The sequence below is a fragment of the Anaeromyxobacter paludicola genome, assembly GCF_023169965.1.
GTDB classification, from domain to species: Bacteria; Myxococcota; Myxococcia; order Myxococcales; family Anaeromyxobacteraceae; genus Anaeromyxobacter_B; species Anaeromyxobacter_B paludicola.
The window spans coordinates 3558090-3574578 of sequence record NZ_AP025592.1; the positions used below are offsets into that span (position 1 = coordinate 3558090).

Below are 16489 nucleotides of genomic sequence, written 5' to 3' on the forward strand. Positions count from 1 at the left end.
CCCCGCCGGTCGTTCACAGCGGCAGCGTGTCCCCCCCGAGCGCCTCGGTCAGCGTCACGTGGGCCTGGAGCTGGTCGAGCCGGTTCTGGAGCGCGGCCACCTCGGCCTGGCGCCGCGCCTCCTGGGCGTCGAGCCAGACCTTGAGCAGCACCGCGCCGGCCCGGTAGCGGATCTCGGAGAGCGACTCCGCGCGACGCGCGGCGGAAAGCGATCGGTCGAGCCGCTCCGCCTGCAGCCGGTACTGCGTCCGCGCCGACAGCGCGTCCTCGACGTCGGCGAGCGCCTTGTAGAGGGTCTGCCGGAAGGTGAGGACGGTGCCCTCGGCCTCCACCTCGGCGATCCCGGTCTTGCGCTGGGCGTCTCGGTACTGGAGGAAGGGCAGGGCCAGGGCGGCGCCGAGGGTGCCGATCGGGTTCTGGACGAGGCGCGACAGCGCGTCGCTCGTGACGCCGAGGCTGCCGGTGAGGGTGAGGGTGGGGTAGAAGCTCGCGCGGGTCGCGTCGGCGGTGGCCCAGGCGGCACGGACCCGGAGCTCGGCGGCGCGCACGTCGGGCCGGCGCGACAGGAGCTCGGCCGGCAGGCCCGCCGCCACGTCGGGGAGCGCCGCCGGGAGGGTCTCCGGCTCGTCGGCGACGGCGCCCGGCGCGCGGTCGAAGAGGATGGCGAGCGCGTTGCGCGCCTCGACGAGCTGCTGCTCGAGCTGCGTGTGGGCGGCCTCCTGGCTCGCCGTGGTCTGCTCCGCCTGGGCCACGTCGAGCCCCGAGCCGCCGCCCGCGTCCTTCAGGGCCCGCGCGATCTCGAGCGCCCGCTTCGCCGCGGCCACGCTCTGCGCGCTCAGGGCCAGCCGCTGCTTCAGGTACGCCACCTTCCAGTAGAGGGTGGCGGTGGTGCCGGTGAGTGCCAGCGCCGCGCTCTCGCGGTCGAGCTCGGTGGCGCTCGCCTCCCACTCCGCGGCGCTCCGCTGGCTCGCGAGCCGGCCCCAGAGGTCGGCCTCCCAGGTGACCGTGCCGGAGAGGCCGTAGGTGGCCGAGGTGCCCGCCCCCGGGCCGAAGCTCCGCGCCACCGCGGCGCTCGGGCCGGCGGCGACCGAGGGGAGCTGCGCGCCGGCCGCGAGCCCGGCCTCGAGCCGGGCCCGGCGCACCTTGAGCGCCGCGGCGGCGAGGTCGTTGTTGCGGCGGAGCGCCTCCGCCACCAGGCGGTCGAGGGCGGGGTCGCCGAAGCGGGACCACCAGCGCGAGTCCGCGGCGGGCGCGCCGGAGGCCTCCGCCTGCCGGTTCCAGGTGGGCGGGACGTCGGCCTGGGGCCGCTCGTGCGCGCGCGAGGCGGCGCAGGCGCAGAGCCCGAGGGCGAGGGCGGCGGGGAGGAGCGCGCGGGAGGTCACCGGGAGAGCGCCTCCACCGGGTCGAGCCGGGCCGCGTTCCGCGCCGGCCAGAAGCCGAAGAGGATGCCGACGAAGGAGGAGCAGCCGAACGCGCCGGCGATCGACGCGCCCGAGTAGACCATCCGGAAGCTGGCGCCGGCCTGGGCGAAGACCACCCCCATCCCGAGCGCGAGCAGCACCCCGAGGACCCCGCCCGCGAGGCAGACCAGCAGGGCCTCGACGAGGAACTGGCGCAGGATGTCGCCCTGGCGGGCGCCGACGGCCATGCGGACGCCGATCTCCTGCGTCCGCTCGGTGACCGACACCAGCATGATGTTCATCACGCCGATGCCGCCCACCGCGAGCGAGATGAGCGCGATGGCGGAGAGCAGGAGCGTCATGGTCTCGGTGGTCTTCTCGAACATCTGGCGGATGGCGTCGGTGTTCATGACGAAGAAGTCCTTGGTGCCGTGCCGGCGCGTCAGCGTCTGCACGATGCCCGCCTCGGCCGCGTCGGTGGGCGCCGCGTCGCTCACCCGGACGGTGAGGCTCCGCAGCGTGGACTGGCCGAGGAGCCGGCTCATGCAGGTGGTGTAGGGGACCCAGGCGTTGAGGTTCTGGTCGTTGCCGAAGGCGCTCTGCCGCTTGGCGGTGACGCCGACCACCCGCACCGGCAGCGCGCCGAGCAGGATCACCTGGCCCACCGGGTCCTCGCCGTCGGGGAAGAGCGCCTTGCGGGTGTTCGGGTCGATCACCGCCTCCTGGGCGAGCCGCCGCACGCCCTCGCGGTCGAGGCCGCGGCCCTGCGCGAGGGTGTAGCCGCGCACCCGGAAGAACTGCTCGCCCACGCCGTTGACGGTGCCGGTCACCGCCACGTTGCCGCGGCGGAGGGTCACGCTCGTGGACACGCCTGGCGTGACGCTGTCCACGTAGGAGAGCCGGGCCAGCGCGTCGGCGTCGGCGACCCGGAGGGTCTCGATCGCGCCCGCGCGCCGGTCGCCGAAGTCCTTGCCCGGGAACACGTCGATGGTGTTCGTCCCCATGCCGCTGAGCTCGGTCAGGATCCGCTGCCGCGACCCCTCTCCCAGGGCGACCATCGACACCACCGAGGCGATGCCGATGATGATGCCGAGCATGGTGAGGAGGGTCCGCAGCCGGTGGGTGGCCAGGGCCCGCACCGCCATGTGGGTGGCCTCCGAGAGCCGGCCCCAGTGGCCGGCCCAGCGCGACCCGCCGGCGGGCAGGGCGGCCGCGGGCGCGGCGCCCCGGGCGGGCGGGGGCCCGAGCGGCGCCGGGTTCGGGCGATCGGAGACGACGCGGCCATCGGAGATCTCGACGATGCGCCGGGCGTGCGCGGCGACGCGCGCGTCGTGGGTCACGAGGATCACCGTGTGCCCGTCGGCGTTCAGCTCGCGGAGGATGGCCATCACCTCCTCGCCGCTCGCCCGGTCGAGCGCGCCGGTCGGCTCGTCGGCCAGGATGACCGGGCCGCCGTTCATGAGCGCCCGCGCGATGCTCACCCGCTGCTGCTGGCCGCCCGAGAGCTGGCCGGGCCGGTGGTGCGCCCGATCGGCCATCCCGAGCCGGTCGAGCAGCGCCGCGGCGCGCCGGCGCCGGTCGGCCCGCGCCGCGCCGCCGTAGACGGACGGGATCTCCACGTTCCCGAGGGCGTCGAGGTCGCCGAGCAGGTGGTAGCGCTGGAAGATGAAGCCGAAGTGCTCGCGCCGCAGCCTCGCGAGGTCGTCGGGAGGGAGGGCGGCGGTCTCCTGGCCGGCCACGGCGTAGCTCCCGCGGGTGGGCCGGTCGAGGCAGCCGAGCACGTTCATCAGGGTGGACTTGCCCGAGCCCGACGGGCCGATGATGGCCACGAGCTCGCCTGAGTCGATGCGCAGGTCCACGTCGCGGAGCGCGGCGACGCCGCCGTCGCCGGCGCCGTACTCCCGCCAGACCCCGCGCAGCTCCAGGAGGGCCGCCATGGCTAGAACATCCCCGGCGGGCGCGGCATCCCCGGCCCCTGCGCCGCGGCGGCCTCGCTCACGACCACCCGCTCGCCCTCGGCGAGCCCCTCGAGCACCTCGACCTGGACCCGGTCGTCGAGCCCCAGGCGCACGCGGCGGGAGACCACCGCGCCGTCGGGGCGCTGCACCCGGACCGTGGCGCCGCCGTCCGGGCCGTGGCCCACCGCGCCCGCGGGGACGGTGAGCGCCTGGCGGGCGCGCGCCAGCACGATGGTGACCTGCGCGGTCATGGAGATGCGCAGCGCGCCGTCCGCGTTGGGCGCGTCGCAGAGGCCGTTGTAGTAGATGGCGGTGCTCGTCGAGCTCGCGCTCGAGGAGGACGTGGTGGTGGACTCGGTGGCGTAGGAGGTGGGCGCCGGCTCCACCGCCCGGAGCGTGGCCTCGCGCCGGAGGTCGGGCTGGCCGAGGATGGTGAAGAAGACCGGCAGCCCGGGCTTCACCCGCGGGACGTCGGCCTCCGAGATCTGCGCCTTCACCGTGATGGTGTCGAGCTTCGCCACCTTCACGATGGTCGGCGCGGTCTGGACCGCGTTGACCGTCTGCCCCTGCTCGGCGACGACCGCCACCACCACGCCGTCCATCGGGGAGGTGATGCGGGTGTAGCCGAGGTTCACCCGCGCCGTGTCCACCGCGATCCGCGCCTGCTCGAGCTGGGCGTCGAGCTGCGAGAGCTCCGCCCGCGTGGTGGCGAGGGTCGCCTCGGCCGCCTCGTAGTCGGCGCGCGTGCCGGCCTCGGAGGGGAGGAGCTTCTCCTGCCGCGCGAAGGCGAGCTCGGCCTGCTTGAGCGCCGCCTTCCTGGCCCGCCGCTGCGCCTCGACGGTGGCGCGGGCCGCCTCGGCGTTGCGCAGCGTGTTCTCCTGCGGCACGGCGTCGATCTCGGCCACGAGCTGGCCCTGCTTCACCTGGTCGCCCAGCTTGACGAGGAGCGACTTCACCTGCCCGGAGACCTGCGCGCCCACGCTCACCACCTTGGCCGGCTCGAGCGTGCCGGTGGCGAGCACCGTGGACTCGACGTCGGCCCGGGTCACGGGGGCGGTGATGACGGCCGGGCGCGGTCCCGGGCCGCGGGCGCGCAGCGCGACGAAGGCCCCGGCCGCGGCCAGCGAGAGGGCGAGGGCCACGACTGCGAGGCGCCGGCGGCGCGCAGGGGGCGCGACGGGGCGCGGCGGCGGGGGGGCGGCTTCGAGGCGGAGCATGCGGGGCGCATCCTAGGCCCGCCCGCGCCGGGAACCGCCGCCGCGAAACTTCGGGCACAATCCCGCAACCCGGGGCGCACACGGCGGCCCCGCCGGCGCCGCTCCGCGGCTGGCCGCGCCGTCTACGCCGAGGGGCCCCGGGGTCGGCGGGGCAGCCGGATCCAGAAGACGGTCCCGTCCTGTGGCGACGACGAGAAGGAGACCTCCCCGCCCAGGTAGCGCTCCCCGAAGAGCTTCATCGAGTAGGTGCCGAGCCCCCGTCCGCGCTGCCCCTTGGTGCTGAACGAGCGCTGGAAGACCCGGGCCTGCACGTGGGGCGGGATGACGCCCTCGTTGCGGACGCTGAAGCGCACGCCGTCGGGCTCGCTGTCGCAGGCGAGGCCGACCACGCCGGCCTCCGGGCTCGCCTCGAGCGCGTTGCGGACCATGTTCACGAGGACCCGCGCGAGCAGCGAGCGGTCGGTGGCGAGCTCGGGCTCTCCGGGCGCCGGGGCGACCTCGATCCGCCGGCCGCGCGCCGCCGAGTGGCCGGAGGAGACCTTCTCCACGTCCCGCAGGAGGTCGTTGGCGCGCAGCGGGAGCTCCTCCGGCAGGAGCCGGCCGCTCTCCGCCAGGAGCAGGCTCCGGTGGTCCCGGATCTCCTGCGCGACGTGGTCCGAGAGGAAGACGAGCCGGTCGCTCGCCTTGGCCACGTCGCCGCCGCGCTGGAGCAGGCGGGCCCAGCCCTGCAGGCCGCCGATGGTGTTGAGCACGTCGTGGAAGAAGACCTGCTCCAGCACCTCCCGTCGCTTCTCGCTGGAGATGTCCCGGAGCGAGACGACGGTGAACGGCGCCCCCTCCACCCGCACCGGGGTGGCGCGGACGTTGAGCTCGAGCGCCCGATCCGCCCGGTCGGTGCGGATGAGGCACTCCGACTCCACCGGACGATCGCGGGCCTGGCAGCCGAGGATCGCGCCGAGGGCGCCGCAGGTCTCGCAGGCCGGCAGGCTGCCGCAGCCGCCGGGGCCGCGCGCGTTCACGCACCCGAGGGCCTCTCCCGCGCGGCGCCCCAGCACGTCCTCCGGCCCGCGCAGCTCGCGCAGGCGGCTGTTGAAGCCGACGATCTGCCGCTCGGGGTTGAGGACCAGGAGCGCCGCGTCGGCCACCTCGAGGACGGCGGTAACCACCGGGCTGCGGCTGATGGAGTCGATCTCGCGCTTCAGCCGGTCGGGCTCCGCCCGGCGCAGCGCCGGGAGGGGCTGGCGGTGGTCCGGCGGGAGCCGGTCGAAGTGCCGCGGCGGGTCGAGCGTCGTCATTCCGGTGACCTCTCGTGCCACCTTGTCGCATGACCGCGCCGATCCTGTCACCCGCGAGGGTGTTCCTGGCGGGCGCCCGGCCCCTCGCTACGCCCCCCGAACGTTTCGTCATCATCGGATCATTCCGCGGTCACGGCGGGCCGCCACGCTGGCGTGGAATGGACGCGGGCGGGCGGCGGCTTTACTTCGAGCGTCGGCGCGTGTTCTACCCCCGGCCCGGCGGGCTCCCTCCGGAGCCGGGGCAGGCAGGCGCCTCCACTTCCGCCGAGGAATCCGATGAGCAAGCACGAATCTCCCACCGACGGCTCGCACGCCCCGCGCCGGGGGAGCCCGCCGCTCGGCTGGCGGCGCTGGGTGCCGGGGGACCGGGGGCGCGTCCTCGGCGGGTTCGTGCGCGTCGAGGAGGAGCGCCGGACCGAGGAGCGGATGGTGAGGCTGCGCGAGGCGGGGCTCTCGCTCCGGCAGATCTGCGACGCCCTGGAGGCCGAGGGGCGGCGGACCAAGCGCGGCGGCCGCTGGGCGGCGCAGACCGTCTCCCGGGTCCTCGCGCGCTGGGGGAGGCAGTGAGGCGCGGGCTGGCGGCGCTCGCCGCCCTCGCGCTCTCGCTCGGGCCGTCGGACGGGCGCGCCGCGGCCTCCTCGTCCGGCGACAGCGCCCGCGTGGCGCTGCGCGGGACGGTTCACCCCCTGGTCCGCGGCGGAGCGGACGCGGGCCGCCTCGCCGGTGACGCGGTGATCTCCGGCGCCACGCTGGTGCTCGCCCCCTCGGCGGCGCAGCAGGCCGCGCTCGAGGCGCTCCTCGGCGCGCAGCAGGATCCGGCCTCGCCCGAGTACCGCCGCTTCCTCACGCCCGAGGCGTACGCGGCGCGCTTCGCGCCGGGCGAGGCGGCGCTCGGAGCGGCCGCGGCCTGGCTGCGGTCGCAGGGGCTCACGGTGGACGACGCCTCCCGCAGCCGCACCCGGCTCCACTTCTCCGGGCCGGTCTCGGCCGTCGAGGCGGCCTTCGGGACCGAGCTCCACGGCTACCTCGTGGACGGGCAGCGCCACTTCGCCAACGCGACCGAGCTCACCCTGCCGGCGTCGCTCGCCGGGATCGTGGTGGGGGTGCGCCACCTCGACGACTTCCGGCTCGCGCCCCGCCCGCGGGCGTCGCGCGCCGTCGCGCGGTTCACCTCGAGCATCTCCGGCGCGCACTTCCTCGCGCCCGACGACCTCGCCACCCTCTACGACCTGCAGCCGCTCTACGCGGCCGGGTTCACCGGCTCCGGCCGGAAGGTGGCGGTGGTCGGCCAGACCTCGATCTCGCTCGCCGACGTGGCCGCCTTCCGCGCCGCCTCCGGCCTGCCGGCGAACCCGCCGCAGACCGTGCTCGTGCCGGGGTCGGGCGCCTCGACCGCCGTCGCCGCCGACCTCGACGAGGCGCACCTCGACGTCGAGTGGGCGGGGGCCGTCGCGCGGGACGCGCAGGTGGTCTACGTCTACACCGGCGGCAACACCAGCTACGGCGTCCTCGACGCGCTCACGTACGCGGTGGATCAGGACCTCGCGCCGGTCGTCAGCATCAGCTACGGCGACTGCGAGCCGCACTTCAGCGCGGCCGAGGTGCAGTCCCTGCGGCAGGTGCTGCAGCAGGCCAACGCCCAGGGGCAGACCGTGATCGCCGCCTCCGGCGACGAGGGGGCCGCCGACTGCGAGGTGGCGGGCGCGAAGTCGGCCACCACCGGGCTCGCGGTGGACCTCCCGGCGAGCGCCCCCGAGGTGACCGGGATGGGCGGGACCTCCTTCGCGGGCGACCTCACGCAGCCGGCCGCCTACTGGAGCGCCTCCAACGACGCGCGCTCCGGCTCGGCGCTCCAGTACATCCCCGAGGCGGCCTGGAACGACACCGTCGCCGACGGCGTGCTCTCGGCGAGCGGCGGCGGTGTGAGCGCCCTGTTCCAGAAGCCGGCGTGGCAGGCCGCCTCGGGCGTCCCCGCCGACGGGATGCGCGACGTCCCCGACCTCTCGCTCGCCGCCTCCGCGGACCACGACGGCTACCTCGTCTGCACCCAGGGGAGCTGCGTCAACGGCTACCGCGACGCGAAGAACGGGCTCACGGTGTTCGGCGGCACCTCGGCCGCGGCCCCCTCGTTCGCGGGGATGCTGGTGCTGCTCGAGCAGGCCGCCGGGGCGAGCGCGCTCGGGAACGTGAACGCCACCCTCTACGCGCTCGCGGCGAGCGCGCCGGCGTCGCTCCACGACGTGCAGGCGGGGAGCAACGCCGTCCCCTGCACCGCCGGCAGCGCGGGCTGCCCGGCGACGCTCCAGCTCGGCTACGGCGCCGGCGCGGGCTACGACCTCGTCACCGGCCTCGGCACCCCGGACGTCTGGGCCCTGGCCCAGGGGTGGCCCGCCGCGCAGGGGACGGGCGACTTCGGCCTCAGCGCCTCGTCGAGCAGCGTGAGCGTGGCGCGGGGGCAGGCGGCCGCGCTCGACCTGACCGTCACCCCGGTGCCGCTCGCCGGGCTCTCGCGCGCCGTGACCTTCTCCTGCGCCGGGCTGCCGGCGGGCGCGCAGTGCGCCTTCTCGCCGTCGAGCGTGACCCCGAGCGCCGGCCCCGTCCACGCGTCGGTCACCATCCAGACCACCGGCGTGGCGACGGCCGCCCGCTCCGGGTCGGGCGGCGGGTCCGGGACCTTCCTGGCGCTGCTCCTGCCCGCGTCCGCGCTGCCCGCCCTGCGGCGGCGCCGCCTCCGGGCCGCCCTGGCGCTGGCCGGGCTGCTCGCGCTGGGCTGCGGCTCGGGGGGCGGCGCGAGCCCGAGCGGCGCCGCGGCGACGCCGCTCGGCTCGAGCACCGTCACCGTCACCGCCACCGCGGCCGGCACGCCCGCGCTCACCCACGCGGTGCAGGTGACGGTGTCGGTGCAGTAGGGGCGCGTCCCGGGACGGCTCAGCGCCGCCCGGTGGGGGTCCCGCCGGCGTGCCGGCGCCAGGCGCGCCGGAGCTCTCGCGCCGAGCCGAAGCCGGCGAGCTCGGCGGCGCGCTCCACGGTGACGCGCTCGTCGGCGAGGAGCCGCCGCGCCCGGGCGACGCAGAGCGCGCGCCGGTAGTCGGCGACCGAGACGCCCGCGTGCGCCTGGAAGAGGCGCGACAGGTGGCGCTCGCTCACGTGGCCCACCCCGGCGAGCTCGGCGCGCGACCAGCGCCGCTGCGGCTCGCGCGCGATGGCGTCCTGCACCCGGTGCACCGCCGGGTGGACGTGGTTGCGGTGCGCGAGCCAGGGCGAGAGCTGCGGGTCGTCGCCGCTCCGCCGCAGGAACACCACCATCTCCCGGGCCACCGCCTGCGCCACCTGCGGGCCGCCGATCCCCTCCACGAGGTGGAGGGCGAGGTCGATGCCGGCGGTGATGCCGGCGCTCGACATCGCCGGCCCGTCCTCGACGAAGATCCGGTCCTCGAGCACGCGGGCCCGGGGCGCCTCCCGGCGCAGCCGCTCCGCCAGGGTGTGGTGGGTGGTGCAGGCCCGCCCGTCGAAGCGCCCCGCGCGCCCGAGCAGGAGCGCCGCCGAGCAGACGCTCGCGAGCCGGGTCCCGGCGGGCAGGCGCCGCAGCCAGGCCACGAGCTCGGCGGCCTCCGGGCCGGCGTAGTGGCGGGCCGAGTCCTCGCACCCGGCCACCATCACCACCGCGCCCTCCGGGAGCGACGCGGGGAGCGGCTCGAGCGCCCCGAGCGACAGCCCGACCGAGGTCCGCACCTCCGGGCGCGGCCCGGCGAGGTGGAGGGAGAGCGGCGCGCCGGCCCGCCGCGCCAGCCGGAAGGTCTCGGCCGGCCCGGCGAGGTCGAGCAGCAGGACGTTGGAGGTGGCGACGAGCCAGACGGGCGTGGTCATGGCGCGGCCGGGCGCTCCTCCGCGTCGAGCCCGGCCAGCGCCTCGGCCACGGTGGCGATCCGGGCGAAGCGGCCGTCGAGGACGAGCTCGGTCCGCTCGCGGAGCTCGGCGGCGCTGTAGGTCCGGCCGGAGGAGTGGGTCATGGGGAAGGTGAGGGTGGCCTCGGTGACGTAGGTTACCTCGAAGCCCAGGTCGGAGGCGTTCCGGGTGGTGGTCTCGCAGCACTGCTCGGTCCGGATGCCGCTCACCACCAGGTGGCCGAGGCCGCGGGCGCGCAGCCACTCGGGGAGGCCGGTCCCGACCATGGCGCTGTGGACCCGCTTGCGGAAGCGGGCGTCGGGCTCGCCGTCGAGCCAGTCGAGCTCGCGGACGTGGCCGCTGGCGGGGTCGAACGGGCCGCCGCTCCCCGGCTCTTCATGGAGCACGTGGACCACCGGCACGCCGCGGGCGCGGCACCCGGCGACGAGCGCGAGGAGCCGGTCGCGGAAGGCGGCGGCCTCCTCGTCGCGCCAGTAGGGGCGGTGCAGGAAGGACTGCTGGACGTCGATCACGAGCAGGGCGGTGTTCATCGGGGCTCCGGTGGGGGCCGGGAGCGGCCCCATTACCCAGCAGCTTGCCTTCGCCCGGGCCCCGCCGCGAGGCCAGGAGAGGACGGGGATGGGACAGACGCGGCCACGCGCCCCGCCGCCGAAAGCGGACTTTTTCGCGAAGCAGGCGCACGGGGCGCCTCGCGCGCGCCGCCCGCGTGCGATGATGCCAGATCCACGAGAGGATCCCCTTGAACCACCCGACCGATGCCTTCCGCGCCGCACGCGACTTCCTCGTCGAGCACCGCCTCGACTACGACCGGGCCTACCGCGACTTCCGCTGGCCCGCGCTCGACGCGTTCAACTACGCGACGGACTGGTTCGACGCCGTGGCCCGAGGGAACCGCCGGCTCGCCATCCACCTGGTCGGGGACGACGGCCGCTCGGTCGCGCTGACGTACGAGGAGCTCTCGGAGCGGTCCACGCGCGTCGCGGCCTTCCTGCGCCGGCACGGCTGCGGGCAGGGCGACCGCATCCTCATGATGCTCCCGAACTGCGCCGCCATCTGGGAGCTCATGCTCGGCGCCATGAAGCTCGGGGCGGCGGTCATCCCGGCGAGCACGCTGCTCACGCCCGACGACCTGCGGGACCGGCTCTCGCGCGGCGGCGTGCGCCACGTGGTCACCCACGCCGCCGGGACGGCGAAGCTCCACGGCCTCGCCGAGGGCGTGACGCGGATCGCCGTCGGCGCGCCGGTCCCAGGCTGGGTCCGGTACGAGGACGCGTACGACGAGCGCGCCGACCTCGGCCGCCCGGTCGTGACCCGCGGCAGCGACCCGGTGCTGATCTACTTCACCTCCGGCACCACCGCCCGCCCCAAGCTCGTCGCCCACACGCAGCAGAGCTACGCCGCGGGCCACCTCTCCACGCTCTACTGGATCGGCTCGCGCGAGGGCGACGTCCACATGAACGTCAGCTCTCCGGGCTGGGGGAAGCACGCCTGGTCGAGCTTCTTCGTCCCGTTCACGGCCGGCGCGACGGCCTTCGTGCACGACTACACCCGCTTCAGCGCCGCGGCCACGCTGGAGGTGCTGGCGCGGCACGAGGTGACGACGCTCTGCGCGCCGCCGACCGTCTGGCGGCTCCTCATCCTCGAGGATCTGGCGCGCCACCCGGTCCGGCTGCGCGAGGCGCTCAGCGCGGGCGAGCCGCTCAACCCGGAGGTGATCGAGCGGGTCCGGCAGGCCTGGGGCCTCACCATCCGCGACGGCTACGGCCAGACCGAGACCACGGCGCTCGTCGGGAACAGCCCGGGCCAGCCGATCGTCCCCGGCTCGATGGGCCGTCCGCTCCCCGGGTTCCGGGTGGCGCTCCTCGACGGCGCCGGGGCCGAGGCGGAGGAGGGGGAGATCGCGGTGGCGCTCTCGCCGCGCCCCGCCGGCGTCATGGCCGGCTACCTGGACGATCCCGAGCTGACGGCCAACGCCACGCGCGGCGGCTTCTACCGGACCGGCGACGTCGCGCGCCGGGACGCGAACGGGTACGTGACCTACGTCGGCCGCGCCGACGACCTCTTCAAGAGCTCCGACTACCGGATCAGCCCCTTCGAGCTCGAGAGCGCGCTCGTCGAGCACGCCGCGGTGGCCGAGGCGGCCGTCGTCCCGAGCCCGGACCCGGTCCGCGGCACCGTGCCGAAGGCCTTCCTCGTGCTGCGCCCCGGCGCCGAGCCGACCCGCGCGCTCGCGCTCGACGTCTTCCGCTTCGTGCGGGAGCGGCTCGCGCCGTACAAGCGCGTCCGCCGGATCGAGTTCGGAGACCTCCCCAAGACCATCTCCGGCAAGATCCGGCGCATCGCCCTGCGCGGCGTCGAGTCGGCGCGACGCGCGGAGGGCGGGCGCGTCGAGGGCGAGTACTGGCAGGAGGACTTCCCGGAGCTGGGCTGACCGGCGCGCGCCGCCGCTACGGGGCGGCGCCGGCCGCGGAGCCGGCCTCGTCGGGCACCGCCCCGAGCTGGGGCCGCTCGCCGATGAGGGCGACGCACGGCTCGCAGGTCACCTGCCGCGGGTGCTTGCTGGAGCGGAGGTCCGCGCCGCGCACCCCGCAGGCGATCCGCCGGGAGCGGACATCGTAGAAGTGGACCAGCGAGACGGGCGTGAGCGATTCCATGTGGGCTCCCTCGGAGGCGGCCGGTGAGGGAGCGGAGCGCTCCGTGCGCAGGCTGCGGTCGTGACGGTCTAGAGAGATAACGGGCGCGGCCGGGCGGCGCATCGGCGCGCCGCACGCCCTCGCGAAGCGACCGCTCGGTCCACCACCCCGGCGGCGGCGCCGGCGCCCGTCGCGCGCTCGGGCTCGGGCGGTGCGCTCCCATTGTCCGGGGCGCGACCGACCCAGGGGAGGTATACCCCCCACATGAACGAGAACCTGGGTGACCTGAAGGTTCGCCTCCGCAAGCTGAGCACGTGGCTCGAGTCGGAGGATGGCCGGATCCTGCAGAACCTGGACTGTGCGCGCGCGGTGAGCCAGGCGAAGCGGCTCCTGCGCAGCTCGGCTCGTTCTCGCGAGCCTTCCTCCACGCTCAAGGCGGCGGTGGAGAGGGCGGAGCTCCTGGGCCGCACCGCCGGCGTGCGCTGAGGTTTCGAGCCGCCGGGGCATCCCGCTCCGTGCTCCCCGCGGCGCTCCGGGGAGGCGCTCGGCCGCCGCTTTCCCCCCGTGGCGGCAACCCTCTTCCATACGTACCCTCCGAAGTACGGGTCTCGAGCGAGGGGGACATGGAATCGGGCGGCGAGGCGGTACACGCGGAGCGCCGGGCGAGCGGAGGCTGCGTCTCCGTGCTCGTGGTGGACGACGACGCGGCCGGCCGGGAGCTGCTCGCCGAGTGGTTGCGCGGGCGGGGCTACGCGGTCGAGGAGGCGGAGGACGGGGAGCGCGCGCTGCAGCTCCTCGCCCAGGGCCCGTGCGTGGACGTGATCGTGCTCGACCTGGCCATGCCGGGGATGGACGGCTGGACCTTCCTGGCCCGCCTGCGCGCCGATCCCCGGCTCGCGCCCTGCCGGGTGCTGGTCCTCACCGCCGAGCCGGTGCGGAACGCCCCGGCCGAGGCGGACGCCTTCGTCTGCAAGCCGTTCGTCCCGGAGCGCTTCGCGGTGGTGCTGTCGCGGGTGGCGGCGAACGCGCGCTGAGCGCGGCGCGGGGCGCCCCGAAAAATCGCTCCGCGCCCGGGCTCCTCCCCGCGCTAACGTAGTAAGCCAGCAGGCGGCCCGACCGCCTCGGCCCGGGGCGCCCCGTGGCCACGGAAAGGCAGCTCCCGATTCCCGTCCACGCGCTGCTGGTGCACCCCCGCTTCTCCGCCGCGTCCTTCTGGAACTACCAGGCGACGTGCGACGCGGTCGGCGCGCGCTATCCCGCGTCTCCCCTCGGCCTCATCACCGTCGCCGCGCTCCTGCCGGCGCGCTGGGAGCTGCGCCTCGTCGATCGGAACGTGCAGGAGCTCCGGGACGAGGACCTCGCCTGGGCCGACGTGGTGATGACCGGGGGCATGCTGCCGCAGCAGCCCGACACCCTGGCGATCGTCGCGCTCGCCGCGGCGGCCGGCAAGCTCTCGGTCGTCGGCGGCGCCGACGTCTCGGCCTCTCCCGCGGTCTACGCCGCCGCCGACTTCCAGGTGCGCGGCGAGGCCGAGGAGCTCCTCGGCGCCTTCGCCGCCGACCTGGAGGCGGGCGCGCGGCGCGGCACCTACGAGGCGAAGCGGTTCCCCGACCTCTCCCGCTCCCCCGTCCCGAGGTTCGATCTCCTCGACCTCGGGAAGTACCTGAACATCGGCGTGCAGTTCTCGCGCGGCTGCCCGTTCGGCTGCGAGTTCTGCAACGTGGTCGAGCTGAACGGCCGCACCCCCCGGACCAAGGGGGTGGCGCAGGTGCTCCGGGAGCTCGACGCGCTCTACGCCCTCGGCTACCGGGGCCACGTGGACTTCGTGGACGACAACCTCATCGGCGGCCGGAAGGCGGCGAAGGCGCTGCTCGCCGCGCTCGCCGGCTGGCTTTCGGAGCGCGGCCACCCCTTCGAGTTCTCCACCGAGGCCAGCATCGACCTCGCCGACGACCCGCAGCTCCTGTCGCTGCTGCGGGCCGCCAACTTCTTCGCCCTCTTCGTGGGGATCGAGACCCCCGACGTCGCCTCGCTGGTCCAGTCCCACAAGCTGCAGAACACGCGGCGGGACCTGGCCGAGAGCGTCCGGCGGATCCTGGCGGCCGGCATGTTCGTGAACGCCGGCTTCATCCTCGGCTTCGACGCCGAGGGCGACGGCGCGGCCGGCGAGATGATCGCCCTCGTCGAGCGGGCCAGCGTCCCGGTCTGCATGGTCGGCCTGCTCTACGCGCTGCCCGGCACCCGGCTCGCGCGGCGCCTGGAGGCGGAGGGGCGGCTCGGCGCCGGCGCGTACGCGGTCGACGACGGCGACGCCGACCAGTGCACCTCGGGGCTCAACTTCGCGACGCGGCGCCCGGCCGCGGCGGTGCTGCGCGACTACCGGGAGGTGCTGCGGGAGATCTACGCGCCGGCCGCCTACTTCGGGCGCGTGCGGCGGGCGTGCCGGGAGCTCGACGTCTCCGGGCACCGGGTCGCGCTCGCCTGGCGGCACCGCGTCCGCGACCTCCGGGCGTTCGGGCGGATCGCGCGCCGCCTCGGCTGGGCCGACCGGAGCGCGCGGCGCGAGTTCTGGCGCACCGTCGCCGACTGCGCCCTCCACAACCCGGCCGCGCTCAAGATCGCCGTGTCGCTCTCGGCGCTCTACCTGCACCTCGGGCCGTTCGCGCGGTCCGTCGGCGATCGCGCCGCGGCCCGGATCGCGCGCGAGGGCGACCCGGGGCGGCCCGGCCGCGACCGGCCCGGCTAGCTGGACGGCTCGTCGGCGAGCGGCAGCCGGAACGCGACCTCGGTGCCCCGCCCCGCGCCGGGGCTCGACACGCGGACGCTGCCGCCGTGCAGCTCGACCATCGCCTTCACGAGCGAGAGCCCGAGCCCGAGGCCGCCCTCGCTCCGCGCGAGCGACTGGCCCGCCTGGACGAACGGGTCGAAGACGCGCTCGAGCAGCTCCGGGGGGATCCCCGCGCCGGTGTCGCGCACGAGCACCGTCGCCTCCCCCGGCGCGGTCCGGACCTCGAGCGTCACGCGGCCGCCGGCCGGGGTGAACTTGGCCGCGTTCTGGAGGAGGTTCCCGATGGCCTGCGCCAGCCGGGTCTCGTCGCCCATCACGATCACCGGGGCGTCCGGGGTCCGGACCTCGAGCGCGAGCCCCCGCTGCTCGGCCTGGGCCCGGTGGTCCTCGCCGGCCCGCCGCGCCAGGTCGGCGAGGTCGAGCCGGGTCCGGCGGAGCTCCACCTTGCCCTTGGCGATGCGCGTGACGTCGAGCAGGTCGTCCACCATCCGCTTGAGGTGGCGCAGCTGCCGCCCGGCCACCTGCTTCGCGAGCAGCGCCTGCTGGCCGGCGGGCTCCGCGTGCTCGAGCAGGTAGAGCGCGTTCTGGATGGCGGCGAGCGGGTTCCGCAGCTCGTGCGAGAGCATCGCCAGGAACTCGTCCTTGGCGCGGCTCGCGTCCCGGAGCTCCTGCTCCAGCCGCTCGCGGTCGGCGTCGGCCCGGCGGCGGCGCACGGCCGCCTCCGCGAGATCGGAGACGAACGCGGCGAGCGCCGCGTCGTAGGCGAGGATGTTGGCGACCGCCGCGCGGCTGAAGACCGGGACCCGGTCCAGGGCGGCGAGGTAGGCGCCCTCGTCGAACCCGAACTGGCGGGCCTGCTGCACGAAGAAGGCCCGGTCCGGCCGCTCGTCCTCGTACAGGAACTGGCCGAGGAACAGGGTGGCGAGGTGCTGGCCCTCCACGCGAATGGGCAGGCCGATGTCCCGCAGCCCGTTGTGGCAGGTGTACTCGCACGGCGCGCCGTCCTGCGCGTGGAGCTTGATGTGATCGTCGCTCTCGCGGCAGCGGCGCGCCGTCTCGGGGTGCGCCCGGTGGTACATCACGCAGATGTCCTGCCAGCCCACGCCGACGAGGACCGAGCCGTCGGCGGCGTCGATGATGCCGATGGGCATGCCGCTCGCCGCGAAGTTCGCTTCGGCGAGCTTCTGGAGCATCCCGAGATCGAGCAGGTCCGCCAGCTGCACGGGGCGGAGCCTAGCCCTAGTCCGTTCGAGGGGAGAGACCCCAGACGGTGCCGACGTGCGGTAAGCGCTC

General features: G+C 75.8%; 14 protein-coding genes. 6 read left to right on the plus strand and 8 right to left on the minus strand.

Annotated elements, in window-relative coordinates; translation table 11 throughout:
* Positions 1-13 precede the first annotated feature (13 nt).
* From AMPC_RS15985 to AMPC_RS16000, 4 genes are all read right to left on the minus strand, one after another.
* Positions 14-1381, minus strand: coding sequence for an efflux transporter outer membrane subunit (locus tag AMPC_RS15985; protein ID WP_248342414.1), 1368 nt, complete (start codon positions 1379-1381; stop codon positions 14-16).
* Entirely contained in the window at positions 1378-3336 is a 1959-nt protein-coding gene (locus AMPC_RS15990) for a MacB family efflux pump subunit (RefSeq protein WP_248342415.1), read from the minus strand. Before AMPC_RS15990 ends, AMPC_RS15985 begins: the two co-directional genes overlap by 4 nt.
* A 2-nt stretch (positions 3337-3338) precedes the next feature.
* Positions 3339-4574, minus strand: a complete 1236-nt coding sequence (locus AMPC_RS15995) for an efflux RND transporter periplasmic adaptor subunit (RefSeq protein ID WP_248342416.1) — start codon at positions 4572-4574, stop codon at positions 3339-3341.
* A 122-nt stretch (positions 4575-4696) separates the two neighbouring features.
* Positions 4697-5869 (minus strand): sensor histidine kinase, encoded by a 1173-nt coding sequence (locus AMPC_RS16000; protein WP_248342417.1) that lies wholly within the window; start codon positions 5867-5869, stop codon positions 4697-4699.
* Between the two features lie 276 nt (positions 5870-6145).
* Between AMPC_RS16000 and AMPC_RS16005 the strand changes: the two genes are divergently transcribed.
* Together AMPC_RS16005 and AMPC_RS16010 are read left to right on the plus strand one after the other, a co-directional pair.
* Complete coding sequence (locus AMPC_RS16005) at positions 6146-6436, plus strand: recombinase family protein (protein ID WP_248342418.1); 291 nt, start codon at positions 6146-6148, stop codon at positions 6434-6436.
* Entirely contained in the window at positions 6433-8778 is a 2346-nt protein-coding gene (locus AMPC_RS16010) for a S53 family peptidase (RefSeq protein ID WP_248342419.1), read from the plus strand. Before AMPC_RS16005 ends, AMPC_RS16010 begins: the two co-directional genes overlap by 4 nt.
* A 19-nt stretch (positions 8779-8797) precedes the next feature.
* On the opposite strand, the gene AMPC_RS20510 is transcribed toward AMPC_RS16010, so the two are convergent.
* Positions 8798-9736, minus strand: coding sequence for a GlxA family transcriptional regulator (locus AMPC_RS20510; protein WP_263009622.1), 939 nt, complete (start codon positions 9734-9736; stop codon positions 8798-8800).
* Positions 9733-10305: an isochorismatase family protein gene (locus AMPC_RS16030; protein ID WP_248342420.1), complete on the minus strand. Its 573-nt coding sequence runs from the start codon at positions 10303-10305 to the stop codon at positions 9733-9735. The genes AMPC_RS20510 and AMPC_RS16030 overlap by 4 nt, the downstream gene beginning before the upstream one ends.
* Before the next feature lie 209 nt (positions 10306-10514).
* On the opposite strand from AMPC_RS16030, the gene AMPC_RS16035 reads away from it, so the two are divergent.
* Entirely contained in the window at positions 10515-12206 is a 1692-nt protein-coding gene (locus tag AMPC_RS16035; protein ID WP_248342421.1) for an AMP-binding protein, read from the plus strand.
* A gap of 16 nt (positions 12207-12222) precedes the next feature.
* On the opposite strand, the gene AMPC_RS16040 is transcribed toward AMPC_RS16035, so the two are convergent.
* Positions 12223-12429, minus strand: coding sequence for a hypothetical protein (locus AMPC_RS16040; protein ID WP_248342422.1), 207 nt, complete (start codon positions 12427-12429; stop codon positions 12223-12225).
* 243 nt (positions 12430-12672) lie between these two features.
* On the opposite strand from AMPC_RS16040, the gene AMPC_RS16045 reads away from it, so the two are divergent.
* The 3 genes from AMPC_RS16045 (at position 12673) to AMPC_RS16055 (ending at position 15154) form a co-directional block, all read left to right on the plus strand.
* Entirely contained in the window at positions 12673-12894 is a 222-nt protein-coding gene (locus tag AMPC_RS16045; RefSeq protein WP_248342423.1) for a hypothetical protein, read from the plus strand.
* 137 nt (positions 12895-13031) lie between these two features.
* On the plus strand, positions 13032-13442 hold the full coding sequence (locus AMPC_RS16050; protein ID WP_248342424.1) for a response regulator: 411 nt from the start codon (positions 13032-13034) through the stop codon (positions 13440-13442).
* Between the two features lie 104 nt (positions 13443-13546).
* Positions 13547-15154, plus strand: a complete 1608-nt coding sequence (locus tag AMPC_RS16055; RefSeq protein WP_248342425.1) for a B12-binding domain-containing radical SAM protein — start codon at positions 13547-13549, stop codon at positions 15152-15154.
* Here the strand turns inward: AMPC_RS16055 and AMPC_RS16060 are convergent.
* Positions 15151-16419, minus strand: a complete 1269-nt coding sequence (locus AMPC_RS16060; RefSeq protein ID WP_248342426.1) for a PocR ligand-binding domain-containing protein — start codon at positions 16417-16419, stop codon at positions 15151-15153. The genes AMPC_RS16055 and AMPC_RS16060 overlap by 4 nt on opposite strands.
* Positions 16420-16489 lie beyond the last annotated feature (70 nt).